At 43.8% G+C, this 17,137-nt stretch carries 17 protein-coding genes; 6 read left to right on the top strand and 11 right to left on the bottom strand.

Annotated features, from left to right (window positions below):
- Positions 1 to 2 precede the first annotated feature (2 nt).
- Positions 3 to 965 carry a PhoH family protein gene (locus tag AC6H1S_RS08230; protein WP_497565842.1) on the bottom strand — a complete coding sequence of 321 codons (963 nt, stop codon included), beginning with the start codon at positions 963 to 965 and terminating at the stop codon, positions 3 to 5.
- A 104-nt stretch (positions 966 to 1,069) separates the two neighbouring features.
- Between AC6H1S_RS08230 and AC6H1S_RS08225 the strand changes: the two genes are divergently transcribed.
- Genes AC6H1S_RS08225 through AC6H1S_RS08210 form a run of 4 tightly spaced genes read left to right on the top strand, consistent with a single transcriptional unit; the run spans position 1,070 to position 2,859 of the window.
- Entirely contained in the window at positions 1,070 to 1,849 is a 780-nt protein-coding gene (locus AC6H1S_RS08225) for an SAM hydrolase/SAM-dependent halogenase family protein (RefSeq protein WP_199141015.1), read from the top strand.
- A gap of 13 nt (positions 1,850 to 1,862) precedes the next feature.
- Entirely contained in the window at positions 1,863 to 2,147 is a 285-nt protein-coding gene (locus AC6H1S_RS08220) for a putative quinol monooxygenase (protein ID WP_199141016.1), read from the top strand.
- Positions 2,148 to 2,204: 57 nt separating this feature from the next.
- Entirely contained in the window at positions 2,205 to 2,732 is a 528-nt protein-coding gene (locus AC6H1S_RS08215; protein WP_497565841.1) for a hypothetical protein, read from the top strand.
- Entirely contained in the window at positions 2,713 to 2,859 is a 147-nt protein-coding gene (locus AC6H1S_RS08210) for a hypothetical protein (protein ID WP_497565840.1), read from the top strand. The genes AC6H1S_RS08215 and AC6H1S_RS08210 overlap by 20 nt, the downstream gene beginning before the upstream one ends.
- Before the next feature lie 242 nt (positions 2,860 to 3,101).
- Here AC6H1S_RS08210 and AC6H1S_RS08205 read toward each other — a convergent pair whose 3' ends face one another.
- From AC6H1S_RS08205 to rpsO, 9 genes are all read right to left on the bottom strand, one after another.
- A complete protein-coding gene (locus tag AC6H1S_RS08205) occupies positions 3,102 to 3,314 on the bottom strand; it encodes a hypothetical protein (RefSeq protein ID WP_497565839.1) in 213 nt (70 codons plus the stop codon).
- A gap of 36 nt (positions 3,315 to 3,350) precedes the next feature.
- Complete coding sequence (locus AC6H1S_RS08200; protein WP_199141017.1) at positions 3,351 to 3,575, bottom strand: hypothetical protein; 225 nt, start codon at positions 3,573 to 3,575, stop codon at positions 3,351 to 3,353.
- A gap of 107 nt (positions 3,576 to 3,682) precedes the next feature.
- Positions 3,683 to 4,921: a DUF1015 domain-containing protein gene (locus AC6H1S_RS08195; protein WP_497565838.1), complete on the bottom strand. Its 1,239-nt coding sequence runs from the start codon at positions 4,919 to 4,921 to the stop codon at positions 3,683 to 3,685.
- 142 nt (positions 4,922 to 5,063) lie between these two features.
- Complete coding sequence (locus AC6H1S_RS08190; RefSeq protein WP_497565837.1) at positions 5,064 to 6,014, bottom strand: D-2-hydroxyacid dehydrogenase; 951 nt, start codon at positions 6,012 to 6,014, stop codon at positions 5,064 to 5,066.
- 3 nt (positions 6,015 to 6,017) lie between these two features.
- The gene (gene serC, locus AC6H1S_RS08185; RefSeq protein WP_199141020.1) at positions 6,018 to 7,085 is read right to left on the bottom strand and encodes a 3-phosphoserine/phosphohydroxythreonine transaminase; all 1,068 of its coding nucleotides are present in this window, start codon (positions 7,083 to 7,085) and stop codon (positions 6,018 to 6,020) included.
- Positions 7,086 to 7,132: 47 nt separating this feature from the next.
- On the bottom strand, positions 7,133 to 9,574 hold the full coding sequence (locus AC6H1S_RS08180) for a TonB-dependent receptor (protein WP_497565836.1): 2,442 nt from the start codon (positions 9,572 to 9,574) through the stop codon (positions 7,133 to 7,135).
- A gap of 12 nt (positions 9,575 to 9,586) precedes the next feature.
- Positions 9,587 to 10,258, bottom strand: coding sequence for a ribulose-phosphate 3-epimerase (gene rpe, locus AC6H1S_RS08175; protein WP_497565835.1), 672 nt, complete (start codon positions 10,256 to 10,258; stop codon positions 9,587 to 9,589).
- Between the two features lie 161 nt (positions 10,259 to 10,419).
- Complete coding sequence (gene pnp / locus AC6H1S_RS08170; RefSeq protein ID WP_199141023.1) at positions 10,420 to 12,561, bottom strand: polyribonucleotide nucleotidyltransferase; 2,142 nt, start codon at positions 12,559 to 12,561, stop codon at positions 10,420 to 10,422.
- Between the two features lie 118 nt (positions 12,562 to 12,679).
- A complete protein-coding gene (gene rpsO, locus AC6H1S_RS08165) occupies positions 12,680 to 12,958 on the bottom strand; it encodes a 30S ribosomal protein S15 (RefSeq protein ID WP_199141024.1) in 279 nt (92 codons plus the stop codon).
- A 528-nt stretch (positions 12,959 to 13,486) separates the two neighbouring features.
- Between rpsO and AC6H1S_RS08160 the strand changes: the two genes are divergently transcribed.
- Together AC6H1S_RS08160 and AC6H1S_RS08155 are read left to right on the top strand one after the other, a co-directional pair.
- The gene (locus AC6H1S_RS08160) at positions 13,487 to 13,870 is read left to right on the top strand and encodes a hypothetical protein (protein WP_497565834.1); all 384 of its coding nucleotides are present in this window, start codon (positions 13,487 to 13,489) and stop codon (positions 13,868 to 13,870) included.
- A 76-nt stretch (positions 13,871 to 13,946) separates the two neighbouring features.
- Positions 13,947 to 14,132, top strand: a complete 186-nt coding sequence (locus tag AC6H1S_RS08155; RefSeq protein WP_497565833.1) for a KOW motif-containing protein — start codon at positions 13,947 to 13,949, stop codon at positions 14,130 to 14,132.
- Between the two features lie 6 nt (positions 14,133 to 14,138).
- On the opposite strand, the gene AC6H1S_RS08150 is transcribed toward AC6H1S_RS08155, so the two are convergent.
- A complete protein-coding gene (locus tag AC6H1S_RS08150) occupies positions 14,139 to 17,054 on the bottom strand; it encodes a DEAD/DEAH box helicase (protein WP_497565832.1) in 2,916 nt (971 codons plus the stop codon).
- Positions 17,055 to 17,137 lie beyond the last annotated feature (83 nt).

Here is a 17,137-nt window from a genome sequence, read left to right as displayed (position 1 = left end):
TACTACTGAATATCCCCGTAGGCTTTTAAAATGGCTTTCACTAATTTATGGCGCACCACATCTTCGCCGCTTAGGTAAATAATGTCAATGCCTTTAATCTCATTCAGAATGCGTAAGGCATTATGCAAGCCCGATTGCGATTTTTTAGGCAAATCGACCTGGGTAATATCGCCAGTAACAATAAATTTTGCTGTTGGGCCCATACGGGTCAGGAACATTTTCAGCTGTAGGTCGGTAGCGTTTTGTGCCTCATCGAGTATCACAAAGCAGTTATCGAGGGTACGGCCACGCATAAATGCCAAAGGTGCGACTTCGATGGTTCTGTTCTCCAGGTAAAGTTTTAGTTTCTCTGGCGCAATCATATCGTCCAGCGCATCGTACAGCGGACGCAAATAGGGATCTACCTTCTCCTTCAGGTCGCCTGGCAAAAAACCCAGGCTTTCTCCTGCCTCAACGGCCGGACGTGTTAAAATAATCCGCTTGATTTCCTTGTTTTTCAACGCCCTAACAGCTAAGGCAACAGCGGTATAGGTTTTACCGGTACCTGCAGGACCGATGGCAAACAGCACATCGTTTTTGCCGATACTATCAACCATTTTACGCTGATTGGCTGTGCGAGCCTTAACCAATAATCCATGATTGCCATAAACGATTACTTCGCCGCTACTTACTGGCGCAACGGTTGGTGCTTCATCGGTTTTGGCTACTGTTTTTTTGGCACCCAATATCGATTCGACATCGTTGTGCGAAAGTGTTCTGTATTGATCGAGATGGGCAACGAGTTGTTCGAACTTTTGCTCAAAGGCTTTTAGCTCAGCCTCATCCCCCAACGCTTTGACGTCGTTTCCTCTTGCAACGATCTTCAATTTGGGGAAAGCCGCCTTCATCAGCTCGTAGTGTTCGTTGTTAGCGCCCCAAAATTGTACCTGATCGGTTGTTTCTAATGTTAGCTTCAGTTCGTTCAAAATATTGTATTTTTTATTTAGAAGTGTCTATTTTGATTTTAATTTTTGAATATTTGTAGGCGATTTGCCCCTACGCAAGAATAAGAATAAATATTGAATTTTTAATGGCGATTATCACATTAACAACCGACTTAGGCTCCAAGGATTTTTACCAGGCCGCTCTCAAAGGGGGCATCCTGAGCATCCTGCCTACAGCCAATATTGTTGATATTACCCACGAAGTTCCTTCATTTAACATTTCTTACGCGGCCTTTGTACTCAAAAATTCCTATCCCTACTTCCCCAAGAACACGGTACACCTGATCGGTATCGATTCGGTATACAACGAAAAAACCAAATATGTTGCGCTGCGCTACAGAGACCACTTTTTTGTAGGTGCCGACAACGGCATTTTCTCTTTGCTGTTTGACGAAAAGCCCGACGAAATTGTGGAGCTGAACATTATGCAGGATTTGAAATACCTGCACTTTCCGTTGGTTGATATTTTTGTAAAAGCCGCCATCCATTTGGCCAAGGGGGGCAAACTGAAAGATATTGGCATACCGGCCAACGACATTGAGCAACGCATGTTGCTGCATCCGGTAATTGAGCGCGATATTATCAGGGGAAGCGTGATCTACATCGACACTTTTTGCAATGTAATTACCAATATTACCAAAGACCTGTTTACCAAAATACAGCGCAACCGCGATTTTACGCTCTATTTTAGAAAAAGTGAAACCATTACCCAGTTGAGCTGGCATTACAACGAGGTGCCCGAGGGCGAAAAACTATGCTTGTTTGGGATTAGCAACCATTTGGAAATTGCCATCAATAAAGGCAAGGCCAGCGGTCTTTTGGGTTTACACCTGAGTGATATTGTACGCGTTGAATTCCATCCTTAAAATTGATTACCCTATGTTAGTTCGCGTGGTAAAAATGCATTTTGAGCCCGGTTTTATCGATGATTTCAAAACCTTGTTCTCAGGCGTAAAATCGAAAATCAAGGCCTCCGAGGGTTGCGAAGAGGTAAAGCTGTTGCAGCACGAGAGCGAACCTTCTATATTTTTTACCATCAGCTATTGGCAAAGTGCCTACCATCTGGAAAAATACCGCAACTCCGACCTTTTTAAAGAGACCTGGGCCAAGGTAAAGCCTAATTTTGCGCACAAGGCAGAAGCCTGGAGCTTAAACGAATTCTAAACAATGTAGTGAATTGTGTTGTTGTTATGGATAATTAACCTATTCCTGCTAAATACGATGATCAAAAAAACAATTCTCCTCTCGTGGCTTTCTTTATTGTTCAGCTTTTATTGCTTTGCGCAAGATACGAGCGCCTATCAGATCCAAAGGCTAAAAATTAACGGCTTGTTGGCCGAAAGAAGCGCTAAATTTGGCCAGTACGAGGAAAGCCTTAATGCACGCACAGGCATATTTGGTTTTCAAACCAAAAACGACATCAGGAATTCGAATGAGATTTTAAGACAAATTGCCATTAACGACAATAACATTTTTCAAGAGCTTAAGGTATTACTTGATTACAAGGATGTACAAATGCAACAGGTACAAACTACGGCCAATACTACTTCTGAACGCATACTCAATTATCGGAAAAGTATTAAAACCCTGCAGGATCAAAACGAAGCGCTAGGCAAACAGCTCAAAAAAGCAGAAAGCTCAAAAGGTATAGCCTACTTGATGATGGGCATAGCTTTGCTGGGTTGCGGGGTGTTCGGCTTTTTATGGAAACAAAAAGATGTGAAGCGTTATGAAGAAGCAAATCTTTAAGCTCTTGGTAAAACTCAACAAACTGGTATTGCCTAGCTATTACAAAAAAGACCCCATGAAGCTAAGTATTTTTCAGAAAGCAATATTAGGATTTAGGTATTGGGTTTTGACAAACTCGTTGGAATAGCAGGTAGTATTGGATGGTGCACATTGCGATGTGGATGGCCACAGATGAATAGATTTCTAATGTATTGTGTAATGCGTATTAGGATGGCGCAAGGCGTCTACCCGCGCGAGAACAAAACTCAATTGCCTTAATTTCTTAATGGTTGCAAAAAACAGAAAAGCCACAGATGAACGGATTTCCAATGCTTGGTCCAAGGCGTATTGCAATGAGTTTATCTGTTAATCTGTAGCTATAACATCTTATTACAATGCGCGGCACACGTCGACGAAATCGGTACCGTTGAATTCGGGAATGCAAACGGCATCGCAACAACATGGTATTTCTGAACAGGATATGGTGCCACCGGCCAATATGCAACGCTGTGTTCCATCGTCTGGTACGCAAGGTCCAGTTCCCCCCGTTATTTTTTTCATTTCGGTACGCGATAGTGCCTTAGCTACAAATTGTGTTTTCATACTATTTAGTTTTAGGGTTGATTAGAAAAGAACAGGCTAAATTGCCCTGCAAACATTGACGAAACCATCGCCATCAAATTCTGAACTGCAATAGAAATCGCAACAACAAGGGATTTCCAAACAAGAAGTAGTTGCACCACCTAACAGGCACTCCCTGTCGCGGTCGTTTTGAGGGATACAATCACCATCGATTCCACCACCACCGGCTATTTTTTTCATTTCGGCACGCGTTAGTGCCTTGGTTGCAAATTGTGTTTTCATACAAATCTGTTTTTTTGCTTTCGGTTATCTTTTTTTCAAGATAAGACTAAACAAACTGACTTGCAAGCAATTAACCAGTAAACTTTAGTTCTATTTTTTTACAAAAACTAACCCTTAAAATGATGAGACAGCAATCCGACGAGAAATTTGGGCTCTACCCAGGTTGATTTTGGAGGCATTACCTTATCGGCATCAGCCACATTGATGAGTTGCGCTAGGGCCGTCGGCACCAATACAAAAGCTACGGCATTTGTGCCATTGTTCACCTGTTTTTCGAGTTCGCTTAAAGGGGTTTTTCCGCCCTCGAAAGTAATTCTGGCATCTGTTCTGGGATCGTTGATATGTAAAATAGGCAACAAAATGTGATCTTGCAACACGCTCACATCCAAGCAGCCTACCGGATCGTCACTGTAAAGATGGGACTTTGCCTTTAGCTTGTACCAACCAGATTTCAGGCACATGCCAAACTCGTGCAAAATAGTAGGCTTAAACGGCATCGGCATTTTTTCTACCTCAAAAGCTGCCGCCAAAGCGCACAAGAACGCTTCTTCTGTTAAACCGGCCAGATCTCTAACCAAACGGTTATATTCCAGTACTTTGACCTCTTGGGTGTCCATATACACCGTGGAGAAGTAATTGAACTCGGCTGCTTCGTCATTTGCATGGCGAGCTCTTTTATGAAGTCCCATTTTGGCCATCGAAGCGGCCCTGTGGTGTCCATCGGCAATATAAACCACGGGTATTTGGGCAAAAGCATCAACCAATACGGTCAAATCATTCGGTTCATTAATTGTCCACACCCGATGTTCGGTAGCATCGGCAAAACAAAAATCGATTGCCGGCTTTTGGGCCAAGTATTTTTCCATTATGCTTTTCACCTGCGCATTGGGATGGTAGGTGATCAGCACCGGATTGGCGTCCAAATCTGTCTGCTGCAGGTATTCGGCCAACAGTTTTTCCCTTCTTTCTACCGTATGCTCATGCTTTTTGATATGCCCTTCCAGGTAATCGTTGATATGGGTAAGCGTCCAGATTCCTGTTTGCAACAAGCCATCGTGTTTTACCTGATAGATGTAAATAGCTGGCAGTTCTTCGGTAACCAATACTTGCTGCTCGATAAAATCGTCGAGGTTCTCGTTGATCTTTTTGAATACCAGTTCCTGTCGCGAACCGCGCAGATAGGGATTGTCTAGTTCGGGATTGATCAGATGCAGGAAGCTGATCGGATTTTCTGAGGCAATTAGCCTGGCCTGGCCCGTGCTGTAGTGTTCAAGCGGGCGCGTAACTACTTTAGCCAATAAGGCAGCGGCGGGTTTTAAGGCACAAAAAGGCTTGATCCTAGGCATCAGGATTTATAAATGGTTTAAGACGAAGATAGCTTTGCTTATTGTCTTTTTCAAGATTATTTTCTCAAAATCGGCTAATATAGGGTCAAAAAAAAATCTCCGACCAATAGCCGGAGATTTTCTATATTCAATAATCGAATACTTATTTATTAAAATGTTCAATGATCAAATTGGCTAGTTCTGTGCCGATACGCTCTTGGGCTTCGTTGGTAGAAGCGCCAATGTGCGGGGTTAAAGAAATCTTTGGATGGCTTAAGATAGCTTGCGAAGGATTTGGCTCGTTATCAAACACATCCAGGCCAGCAAAAGCAACTTTTCCTGAATCTAAGGCCTGCATAAGGGCCTGCTCATCAATAGTACCACCACGGGAACAGTTAACCACGCCTACGCCGGGCTTCATGGTCTCAAACTCTGCGGCGCCCAAAATAGGCTGGTCGGCAAATGGTGTATGCAGCGAAATAAAATCGCTGTTGGCAATTACTTCTGCCAAACTTACGGTCTGTACCGGAATATCGACCTTAATACCTCCCTGAAAATTTAACGAGATGCTGCCGCTATAGGGATGAAGATCGTAAGCCAATACATTCATGCCCAAGCCCAGTGCCAAGCTTGCCGTTTCTCTGCCTATGCGGCCAAAACCAATAATCCCTAAGGTTTTACCTCTCAATTCGGTTCCTTTGGCGTATGCTTTTTTCAAATCGTTGAATTTGGCATGACCTTCTATCGGCATTTTACGGTTCGAATCGTACAGGAAACGAATTCCTGTAAATAAATGCGAAAAAACCAATTCGGCTACCGATAGCGACGAGGCCGCTGGCGTATTGACCACGGCTACGCCTTTGCTACGGGCATATTCTACATCAATGTTATCCATACCCACACCGCCCCTACCAATGAGCTTGATATTCGGACAGGCATCAATCAGTTCTTTTCTCACTTTGGTGGCACTGCGTACAGTAATGCCGTCGTAATTTAGCAAAGCTTGCGCCAGCTGGTCCTGTGGAATGGTTTGGGTATCGACCGTGATACCGGCATCTTCTAGTAATTTCTTTCCAATTGGATCTATGCCATCATTGGCGAGTATCTTGATCATAACTTATTTGGCGTGTTTTTCTTCAAAAGTTTGCATTAAATCGATAAGTGCGTGAACGCTGGTAATTGGCAAGGCATTGTACATAGAAGCCCTGAAGCCTCCTACGCTCCTATGGCCTTTTAAGCCTTCGAAGCCGTTTTCATCGGCAAATTTCAGGAATGGTTTTTCCAACTCGGGGTTTTCCATCACAAAACAAACGTTCATTCGCGAGCGGTCTTCTACTGCACAGGTTCCCTTAAACAAGGAGTTCCTGTCAATTTCGGCATACAGTGCCTGTGCTTTGGCTTTGTTCTCTTTTTCGATTTCGGCTACGCCGCCTTTAGATTTTAGCCAATTCAAGTTCAACATGGCCACATAAATGGAGAATACCGGTGGGGTATTGTACATGGAGCCATTGTCTATATGTTGCTTATAGTCTAACATAGAAGGAATAGCCCTGCCGGTTTTGCCCAAAATTTCGTCTTTTACAATGACAATGGTCAAACCTGCCGGACCAATATTTTTCTGCGCACCTGCATAAATGAGGTCGAATTTAGACACGTCCACTACACGGCTCATGATATCTGACGACATGTCGCAAACCATTGGCACCTTGGTATCGGGAAAATCGAACATTTCTGTACCATAAATGGTATTGTTGGAAGTGCAATGAAAATAAGCACTATCGGCCGGAATGGTATAATCTTTAGGGATGAAGGTAAAATTAGCCTCTTTAGATGAAGCTACTACGTTGGCCTGTCCAAAATACTTTACTTCCTTGATGGCTTTGTTGGCCCAAACACCGGTTTCTAAATAAGCCGCTGTTTTGCCTTCGGGCAACAAGTTCATTGGCACCATGGCAAACTGCATGCTAGCCCCTCCCTGTAAAAACAAAACGGAGTAGCCCGAGGGTACATTCAAAAGCTCTTTTACCAATTTGCTGGCTTCCTCAATCACCGATTCGAATTCGGGGCTGCGATGAGAAATTTCCAAAATTGATAGTCCGTCTTTAAAATCTACAACTGCTCTAGAAGCTTGTTTAAATACTTCCTGAGGTAAAATGCAGGGACCTGCTCCAAAATTGTGTCTCATTTTTATTTGATTTTTAGTTAGTGTAAATTTAACACTTTCTATCCTAATTATTGACGGTTTTTGAACTTTAGGATCAATTTAAAATTGAACTGTCGGCCGGTTAAGTAATTAGGTACAGCATAGTGCACATTGTCGACGTCTTTTAGCCACAAATACGATACCGTGTTATTGACATTGAGCAAATTAAAAACTTCAAAATAAGCGATAAACGAACTAAAGTACCTATCCAGTAGTTTAGGCTTCCGTAGTGCGGCATCGTCTAAAAAATCCTTAGAAAATCCAATATCAACCCGCTTATAGGCAGGGATTTGGAAATCGTCTGAGTAGTGGTCGCTTTGAGGCGAACCAATTGGCAAACGCGATCCGTACAACAGGTTCAAATGTACCTTATAGGTTGGACTTTTCAGCAGCCTATCCTGAAAAAATATGGAAAAATTAACCCGCTGATCGGTTGGGCGTTTCAAATAGCCCGGATAGAGGGTCACCAATTGCCCGGAGGCATCTTTCTTGGTATACGAATCGCCAATAATGTCCTGGTCGGCTTTCATCAGCGATAGCCTGAAATACGAAACAAGGTCTTTTACAAACTCCCCGCCTACGCTAAAATCAGCTCCATAAGTGTGCCCCTTGGCCACCTGGTCTGACAGATATTTGATCCTTACATTGTCAATTACGTAGGGAATTAATCGGTCTGCATATTTAAAATAGGCTTCGGCGCTAAATTTGAGGCGCGTGCCGAGGCCATCGAAGGCATAATCAAAGCTGGCCGAGGTGTTGTAAGAACGCTGTGCCTTTTGGTCGAGAAACAAAGTTCCATCATAAGCCCTGATGCTGCGATAGGTTGGCGCCTGCTGGTAAACGCCTGCCGTAAAGCGGATAATTTTATTGTTGCTTGGCGGCCGATAAGCCAAGAGCAAACGCGGGCTTAGCAAAAACTGAGAATTTAAGCTGTTATAATTGCCACGCACACCGATTTGCAGGTCGGTATTTTTGGTCAGGCTATAGCTATCTTGGATAAATGCGGTATAATTAAAGATATCGACCTTGTTTTTGACGCTGATGGCCTGATCTACATAGAATTTTTTCGAATCGTAAGGCAAAATGTAACCGGCCGAATCCGTTAAATGATATTCGTTCAGTTCGTCTCTAAAATTGTTGTATTCGAACCTGGCGCCCCAGGAGAAAAGATGGTTGTTAAAATTCTGTTCCAATTTAACTTCCGAACTATAGGCCTGTGAATTGAGGCTGTTGCGGGCATAGTTAAGGTAGGTACCAATGCCCCTATTGGCCCTTACCGTGGTAAATCCACCCGAATTGAAGCCTGGCTCCAGCTCGTCGAAAATGTAGCGGCCTTCAATATCGAAACGCTCCCTTTCTTTAGTATTGAAATAGCTGTTGATCCATTTGATGACCAAATTGGGCTGTGGGCTGAGCGTTGCCGTAACAGCCCCGCCAGAGGTACGGTAACTGTCTATCTCCTGACCATTATAGGCAATATTTAAGCGCAACTGGGTATCGAGGGTACCAAATTGGGTTTCGCGGTCTTCGGGCACCAATTTGAACTGCCCCACATTAAAATTACCCAAGGCGCTTAAGCTGAAGCGGTCAGAAAAACTGTACTGATACAACACCTGGGCATCGCCAAAATTGGGATTGTAACTGCCCTTGTTGTCTTGCTGATTGAGTACGTTGCTGTTGTTTTTGTAGCGAAGGCCTACCAATAGATAACTTTTAGGCTGTACATATTTTGCGGTGAGTGAAGTGCCCAAAAGGCCTGTGGTGAGCAACAGCTGATTGCTGTCTGGCCTATCGTACCTTACATCGAGCACCGACGACAGCTTATCGCCGTAGCGGGCCTCAAAGCCTCCGGCCGAAAATTTGGCGCGGGTTACCAAATCGCTATTGATGAAACTGAGTCCCTCCTGTTGTCCATTCCTGATCAAAACAGGTCTATTTATTTCTACATCGTTTACGTAAAGTAGGTTTTCGTCGAAACTGCCCCCCCTTACGCTGTATTGCGAGCTGAGTTCGTTATTGGTTGAAACGCCGGGCAATGTTTTTAAAATGGCTTCGAAATTGCCAGAAACCGAGGGCAAAGCAGGCAAATCGGCAATATTGATGGTACTGGTGTTGGTCAGTTGGTTTTGCCTATTGGTTACCGTTACCTGTTCCAGCTCATTGATATTGGGAATGAGGGTAATATTCCTGATTAATCGCCCTGCTACCTTTTCGTTAATCTTAAGCAGCACCGGCTTGTAGCCTAACAGGTTGTATTTAATGGTAAAAGAAGTGGTTTTAGCATAAATGGTGTAAGTACCATCAGCAGCCGTCAGGGTAGATTCCTGCTGCCCAAGTATAGAAACCGTAACTTGTTGCAGCGGATCGCTTTTGGCATCGCCCACCATGCCCGTAACCCTTACCATTGGCTGCGCATTAACCAAAGCACAGCTCAACAATAAGACCAAAATAGACAGGTAGGTTTTGAGCATTGGCGACGGGATTTAGCTATGTTGCGTGCCTACTTCAACCTGTTTCAGATCGGCAATCATCCGAACAGGATCTGGCGCTGCAAAAATGGCATTGCCAGCTACAAAGGCATTGGCACCGGCCTCGATTAGGCTGCCGATGTTCGAGATGCCTACCCCTCCGTCAACTTCTATGATCAGCTCCGGACGGATCTGATTGGCCATTTGCTTCAGTTCTCTCACTTTATTTAGGGTATGGGGAATGAATTGCTGTCCACCAAAGCCAGGATTTACCGACATGACCAAAACCAGGTCGAGATCAACTAAAATATCTTTGAGCAAATTTACCGGCGTATGCGGATTAATGGCTACGCCAGCTTTGCAACCTGTGGCCTTGATCTGTTGCACTACCCGATGCAGGTGCACGCAGGCCTCGTAATGAACCGTAATGATATTGGCACCGGCATTGGCAAACTCCTGTACATACCTTTCGGGATTAACAATCATCAAATGCACATCGAAAGGCTTTTTTGCATATTTTTTGGCCGCGGTAATTACCGGAAAGCCAAAAGAAATATTCGGCACAAAAACGCCGTCCATCACATCTACGTGGAACCAATCAGCCTCGCTGTTGTTGATCATTTCAATATCGCGCTGCAGGTTGGCAAAATCGGCCGAAAGTAAGGATGGGGCGATGAGGTGTTTCATGGGTCAGTATCTATATTTTTTCGTTTTTATGCAATACCTGCAAGTTACAAAATCATTTCAAACAAAGTAAATTCCAACAAAAAACCCTTTCAGCAAAAACTGAAAGGGTTGTATGATTTGTCGCCATCCCGCAATTGCTTCGGCCTAACGAATATGGCAGCTTAAGCTTGTGGCGCTGCAGCTTCTGGCTTTGGAGGCCTTGGCAACAATACTTTGCGGGAAAGTTTCATTTTGCCTTGTTTATCTACATCCAATAGCTTCACTTCCACGATATCGCCTTCTTTGAAAACGCCGTCCATGGTTTCTAAACGGGTCCAGTCGATTTCAGAGATGTGCAACAAGCCGTCTTTTCCTGGCATAATCTCAACGAAAGCACCAAAAGGCATGATCGATTTTACTTTACCCGTATAGATTTCGCCGATTTCCGGCTTGGCTGCGATGGCACGGATACGCGCAACAGCCGCATCGATCGACGCTTTATTATCTGCAAATACCTCAACGATACCTTTGTTGTCAACCTCTTCGATAGAGATGCTTGCACCGGTTTCGCGTTGCATTTCCTGGATAATTTTACCGCCTGGTCCGATAACCGCACCAATAAATTCTTTATCGATGGTTAACGAAACGATACGAGGTGCATGTGGCTTGTAATCGGCAGCAGGCTCGCTAATGGTTTTCTTCATCTCATTCAAGATGTGCAAACGACCCTCTTTAGCCTGGTTCAATGCCTTGGTTAAAACTTCGTATGATAAGCCATGGATTTTCAAGTCCATTTGACAGGCAACGATACCATTTTCGGTACCGGTTACTTTAAAGTCCATATCGCCCAAGTGATCTTCATCGCCTAGGATATCAGAAAGAATAGCATATTTACCCGATTTGCTGTCGGTAATCAAGCCCATAGCGATACCAGAAACTGGCGCCTTGATTTTAATACCTGCATCCATCAAAGCCAAAGTTCCTGCACAAACGGTAGCCATTGACGACGAACCGTTAGATTCCAAAATATCAGAAACGATACGGATGGTATATGGATTAGCTTCGCCAGTTGGCAATACTTTTTTCAATGAACGCATAGCCAAGTTACCGTGGCCAACCTCACGACGGCCAACACCCCTGTTTGGTCTTACCTCTCCGGTTGAGAAACCAGGGAAGTTATAGTGTAACAAGAATTTATTGTAGCCATTGATGAAAGCACCGTCGATCATTTGCTCGTCGTCTTTGCTGCCCAAGGTAACCGAAGTTAATGATTGGGTTTCGCCACGGGTAAATACCGCCGAACCGTGCGCTGCAGGCAAATAGCCAACTTCGCTCCAAATTGGACGGATCTGCGTAGTGGTACGGCCATCCAAACGGATGCCTTCGTCTAATAACAAGTTACGTACGGCATCGTACTGTACATCATGGTAGTATTTTTTGATCAAAGCTTTGGTCAAATCAGGGGTATCTTCCGACTGATTTTCAAGCATATCGTTAATTACAGCCGTGAAAGCCTCTGAACGGGCCTCTTTGGTACTTGCCGATTTAGCGATTTCATATACTTGCGAATAAGCTTCTGCATATACTTTTTCGCGCAATTCGGCATCGTGATCTTCGTGGCTGTACAAACGTTTCATGGTTTTGCCAGCTTCTTCCTGCAGTTCTAATTGAACCTTGCATTGAACACGGATAGCCTCGTGTGCAAATTTGATGGCTTCAACCATTTCTTCTTCCTGGATTTCGTCGGCTTCACCCTCAACCATCACGATATCGTGGTGTGAACCGGCAACAACGAACTCTAAAGTAGCGCGTTCCAGATCGCTTAAGTAAGGGTTGATTACTAATTTTCCATCGATTTTAGCTACACGAACTTCCGAAATCGGTCCGTTAAATGGAATATCGGAAACCGCTAAAGCCGCCGAAGCCGCTAAACCTGCCAAACAGTCTGGCATAATGTTTTTGTCGGCAGAAATCAGAGAGATCATCACCTGCGTATCCGCATGATAATCTTCTGGAAACATCGGACGTAAGGCCCTGTCTACCAAACGAGAGATCAAAACCTCATAATCAGATAATTTAGCCTCGCGACGCAAGAAACCACCTGGAATACGGCCGGTTGCCGCATATTTTTCTTGATAATCAACCGATAATGGCAAAAAGTCGGTACCTGGTTTGGCGCCAACTGTTGATACTACTGTTGCCAGCAACATGGTATCTCCCATTTTTACAACTACAGAACCATCGGCTTGTTTGGCCAGTTTGCCTGTTTCGATTTCTACAATTCTTCCATCGCCCAAATCGAACGATTTTTTTATTACATTCATTTACAAATTGTTGTGATGTGCTTTTTCCTCTTTGAAACACATCTTGTTTATATTTATTTTTCTGGTTGTTAAAAGCAAAAAAAGCCACTCTTAACGAATGGCTTTTAATGATAAAAGCTTATTTAATGATATCCCTAAGCTCAAGAGCTTTGATGATAGCACGATAGCGCTCAATATCTTTTTTGTATAGGTAAGCCAAAATTCCGCGACGTTTACCTACCAATTTTTGAAGCGATAACTGAGTAGAGAAATCTTTACGATTTTTCTTTAAGTGCTCTGTTAAATGCGCAATACGGTAAGTAAACAATGCTACCTGACCTTCTGCAGAACCCGTGTTGGTTTCTGTTTCGCCGTGTTTTTTGAAAATTTCGGCCTTTACCTCTTTACTTAAATACATTCTTGAATGATACTAAAGTGTTTATAAATTAATTAATTGTGGCGCAAAGATAATGTATTTTTATGGATTAGCAAAGCAAAAACATTTTAGTAAAAACTGCAATACTGCACTGAAAGCTAACGGGTTAAGACCGTTGCTGCTTTTGGCCTGCTTTGCCGGCATGTTTTTCTTGTTTAACTCAAACAGACTTACGCATGCTGACTGACGAACGCGTTCAACCTTTAGAGTCCTTCTGCTCGACTCTGAAGGTTGTTTTTGAAAATGCAACCACCTAAGACGTTTAAAAGCGCCTAAGTTCTGTATCCTTCAACAAAAACTAAATGCCCTTATTGCCTTAATGGTGAAAACTTTGCTGACTAATCTTTACTCCATTCCGCTACGTTCGAATGAGTTTTTTGAAAATATAACCACCTAAGACACCCAAGAGCACCTAAGTTCCAATCGCCGGAAAACAAAATTGCAGCCCCATCAAAAGAAATCGAAACATATTCGATAGCTCAACGGTTTATGTTGGCAAAAACCATACTCATGGAAAATCTATTCATTTTAGCACTTCCTGTGGCCTGTATCGCCTGGACCTTCACCAAAGAAGAGGTTTTTAAAGAATTGCGTGAATTTTGCGTTGCCCACTCCAAAGGATGCAAGCACCTGTACCAGCGCAAATTTTTCTATCTTTTTACCTGCGAATATTGCTTTAGCCATTATGTAACGCTATTCATCCTGCTCATTACCCAGTACAAGTTGATTTACCCCGACTGGCGAGGCTATGTTATTTCGGGCTTTTCACTGGTATGGATAGCCAATGTATACATGAGCATTTACAACTTGATTAGAATTGACCTGAAAAAACAAAAAATCATCACAAAGAAAGAGGAAAGCGAATTGCCTCCAGCTGAAGAAAATCAAGGCTGATGAAGGCCAGCCAATGCACGCCCATCTTTATTAAATCCAATAAAATGGTATATTTACGTCCAAGCAAATGCAAAAAATGGCACAAGATTTAAAAGACGGCGACAACTGCAAGGTAACCGCAGGAACGCACAAGGATAAAACCGGAACAGTAAGCGATATCAACACCAGCAAGACCGGACACCTCACCATAACCGTAACCCAACCAAATGGCGTAAGGTTTAAAACTCTTGCCAAAAACGTAGTTGTTTTAACTGGCAAATAACCTAAACTAAAGCAGTTCGAGCAGGTCTTTCTTGCTCATCGACTTCAAAAAAGAGCTTTCAGCCTTGATGAGGTTGTTGGCCAAGTCTTTTTTGGTTTCCTGCATAAGCATGATTTTTTCTTCAATGGTATCGGGACAGATGAGGCGTACCGCCATTACATTCTGATGTTGGCCAATGCGGTAAGCTCTATCGATAGCTTGGGTTTCTACTGCAGGGTTCCACCAGGGATCGATCAAATAAACATAGCCTGCTTGGGTAAGGTTTAGGCCTACGCCTCCGGCTTTCAGACTGATGAGAAATACCCTCACTTCATCGTCCTCCTGAAACGAGTTTACCACAGCCTCTCGGTTCTTGGTTTCGCCGGTAAGATAGGCAAATGTAAGATGACGCTGTTCCAGTTCGGCTTTCACGAGTGCTAACATGCCTACAAACTGCGAAAACACCAAGATCTTATGGTACGGCGATTTGCTAACGATCTGTTCCAACAACACGTCCATTTTGGCCGAGGCATCGCCATAGTACTTTTCCTTGCTCAGCATGGCGGGCGAATTACAGATCTGTCGCAGTTTGGTGATGCCCTGCAACACGTGCATGCTGCTTTTTTGCAACTCATCTTCTGAAGTGCCCATCAAATAATCCCTGATTTCTGTCCGGCAGCTTTCATAGATTTCGCGTTGCTGCTTGCCCATTTCACAGTAAATAACCATTTCAGTCTTATCGGGGAGTTCTTGGGCCACCTGTTCTTTGGTCCGCCTCAGCACAAAGGGCTTGATGCGGCTTTGCAGTTCCAAAGCCCGCTTCTTCTCCTTAAACTGATCAATCGGGATCGAATACAGCCTTTTAAACTGCTCCCTGCTCCCCAATAAACCCGGACAGGCAAAAGAAAGCTGGCCATACAAATCGAAAGTGTTGTTTTCGATGGGCGTGCCTGTCATCACGATCTTGTTGCGCGACCTCAACAAACGGACGGCTTTGTAGCGTTGCGAATCTGGATTTTTAATGGCCTGCGATTCGTCGAGGATGATATAATTAAAGAAATAATCCTTTAGCCAGCTTACATCGGCCAATAGAGTGCCGTAAGAAGTGAGGATAATCTGATGCAATTTGAAATCGGCAACTAATTTAGAGCGGTCGGCGCCATAAATGGTCAGTACTTTTAACGTTGGCGCAAATTTCTTGATTTCCTGTTGCCAATTGAACACCAGGGAAGCAGGTACAACGACCAAGTTGGTATTTTGAGCTGTTCTTTCTTGTTGAGCCAAGATAAAAGCCAGCACCTGAAGTGTTTTGCCCAGACCCATATCGTCGGCTAAGCAAGCTCCAAAATTAAATCCGTCGAGAAAATTAAGCCAGTTCAGTCCTTCACGCTGGTATTCGCGTAAGTTGGCTTGCAATGCTTGGGGCACTTCAACACTTTCAATGGCATCGAAAGCAGCCAATTTAGTGCGATACAGTTTTATCCGCTCCCGGCTTTCCAAGTCTAATTGTTCGGCCTCATACAAGGCTTCGACCAAGCTAAAATTAATATGCGAGGTTCTCAGCACTTCTCCTACCGCTTCACCGGCACCAAAATATCCTTCCAGCTTTTGCAGCCATTCGTCGGGTATAATGCCATGCGTGCCATCGTCCAATACCACGAATTTGCTCTTGTTCCTGATCGATTTATGCAAATGCTTAAGCGATACGGTTTGCTGGTTGAATTTCACTTTGACGGCAGTTTCGAACCAATCGATACCGCTGATGACATTAATCGCAATCTCGGCTTGATACTGACTGAGCTTGTTTTCTTTCAGCTCGTTAAATCCCAAAATAACAATACCCATGCTTCGCCAAGCCTCAAATGCCTCGAGAAACCAGGCAGGTTCCAAGAAATGCTTGCGGTGCATGTAAAAGCAATCGGCATGCCTTTGTTCGGCAAACTCGGCCACCTGCTCCATCAAATAAGGATGCGATTTGGCAATGGTGGTGATGAACTGGAGTTCTTTTTCCTTATCCCGATCAAGGGTAAACAATTTGCCCCTCTTGTCTTTGCATTGAATTTGCTTTTGCGAAATAACGGGTATTTCCAGGTTGCCATATTTCATGACGGGCGTAAGCAGCACAAAATCTTCCGATTCCGACAAATACACCAGCTGCTCGTTGTCTAGATCAAAACCCTGTTCTACGCGTTGCTTTTCGGTAGCTGGCTTGAGATAGGCATAATTAATCTTGACCTTCTCTTCCAGTACCGACAATATTTTTTCCCGAAATTCTTCGTAAGCTTCGCGTTCAAGCACCAAATTGTTTCGATGCTGCTTAAAAAAATCGATAATATTCAGAAAATTGGGATTGCCAACCAAATGCAGCTGTTGGTCCAATTTCACAAAATAACGGTAATGCAATTCGATGGCTTGCATGGAATAAGTCTTACCCGCTACATGCAGCCTGCCCGAAATGGCAAAAGTATCTCCCCTTTCATCAATGTCGAGCTCCAAACCGGGCTTGAGCAAAGAGAACTTTGCCGGCACAATCGAGGTGGCCGTAATGGTAGAGGATTTTTTCTCGTCGTGCAGATAGCAATCGATCTTTAACGGATTGGCTACCACTGCCTTTAGGGCTTCAATATCTGATTCCGTTTTGCCATCGTCGTAATTGTTTTTGAAACGCGACAGACCGGCCAAAAACTTAATTTCCTCTTGTTTTTCGGCCTTCCAGATCCTATCCATCGGGTCGATAAAGTGCAAAGGATTTTTGAGTTTGCCATTCTTCGCCTTTTCGGCAACAATGAGATCAATAACCAAGTGCCTGTAAAAACGATGCCGGCTAAACACCAAGGCCATTTCCCTCTCATCGGGCAAAGGCGGATGCTTAGGCTTGCCCTGCAGCACGGGTATCAGTTTATCGTAGTCGACATGAATTGGATTAAAGCCTTCTTTTTCCATCGGGCGCTAAAGATAAAACAATATGTACGATTAAGCATGACACATTCAAAGAATTGGGTAAAAACTTACTAACATATTTAGCA

This window comes from Pedobacter sp. TM02 (assembly GCF_059705275.1).
Note: the sequence above shows the minus strand (reverse complement) of the source record. Positions and strands in the feature narration are given on the sequence as shown.

Excerpts from the sequence above, each read along its gene's own strand:
- AC6H1S_RS08155 (WP_497565833.1), top strand. The coding sequence starts at position 13,947 with ATGGCACAAGATTTAAAAGACGGCGACAACTGCAAGGTAACCGCAGGA.
- AC6H1S_RS08150 (WP_497565832.1), bottom strand. The coding sequence starts at position 17,054 with ATGGAAAAAGAAGGCTTTAATCCAATTCATGTCGACTACGATAAACTG.
- AC6H1S_RS08220 (WP_199141016.1), top strand. The coding sequence starts at position 1,863 with ATGTTAGTTCGCGTGGTAAAAATGCATTTTGAGCCCGGTTTTATCGAT.
- AC6H1S_RS08205 (WP_497565839.1), bottom strand. The coding sequence starts at position 3,314 with ATGAAAACACAATTTGTAGCTAAGGCACTATCGCGTACCGAAATGAAA.
- AC6H1S_RS08225 (WP_199141015.1), top strand. The coding sequence starts at position 1,070 with ATGGCGATTATCACATTAACAACCGACTTAGGCTCCAAGGATTTTTAC.
- AC6H1S_RS08210 (WP_497565840.1), top strand. The coding sequence starts at position 2,713 with ATGAAGAAGCAAATCTTTAAGCTCTTGGTAAAACTCAACAAACTGGTA.
- AC6H1S_RS08190 (WP_497565837.1), bottom strand. The coding sequence starts at position 6,014 with ATGATCAAGATACTCGCCAATGATGGCATAGATCCAATTGGAAAGAAA.
- serC (WP_199141020.1), bottom strand. The coding sequence starts at position 7,085 with ATGAGACACAATTTTGGAGCAGGTCCCTGCATTTTACCTCAGGAAGTA.
- AC6H1S_RS08200 (WP_199141017.1), bottom strand. The coding sequence starts at position 3,575 with ATGAAAACACAATTTGCAACCAAGGCACTAACGCGTGCCGAAATGAAA.
- rpsO (WP_199141024.1), bottom strand. The coding sequence starts at position 12,958 with ATGTATTTAAGTAAAGAGGTAAAGGCCGAAATTTTCAAAAAACACGGC.
- rpe (WP_497565835.1), bottom strand. The coding sequence starts at position 10,258 with ATGAAACACCTCATCGCCCCATCCTTACTTTCGGCCGATTTTGCCAAC.
- pnp (WP_199141023.1), bottom strand. The coding sequence starts at position 12,561 with ATGAATGTAATAAAAAAATCGTTCGATTTGGGCGATGGAAGAATTGTA.
- AC6H1S_RS08160 (WP_497565834.1), top strand. The coding sequence starts at position 13,487 with ATGGAAAATCTATTCATTTTAGCACTTCCTGTGGCCTGTATCGCCTGG.
- AC6H1S_RS08195 (WP_497565838.1), bottom strand. The coding sequence starts at position 4,921 with ATGCCTAGGATCAAGCCTTTTTGTGCCTTAAAACCCGCCGCTGCCTTA.
- AC6H1S_RS08180 (WP_497565836.1), bottom strand. The coding sequence starts at position 9,574 with ATGCTCAAAACCTACCTGTCTATTTTGGTCTTATTGTTGAGCTGTGCT.
- AC6H1S_RS08215 (WP_497565841.1), top strand. The coding sequence starts at position 2,205 with ATGATCAAAAAAACAATTCTCCTCTCGTGGCTTTCTTTATTGTTCAGC.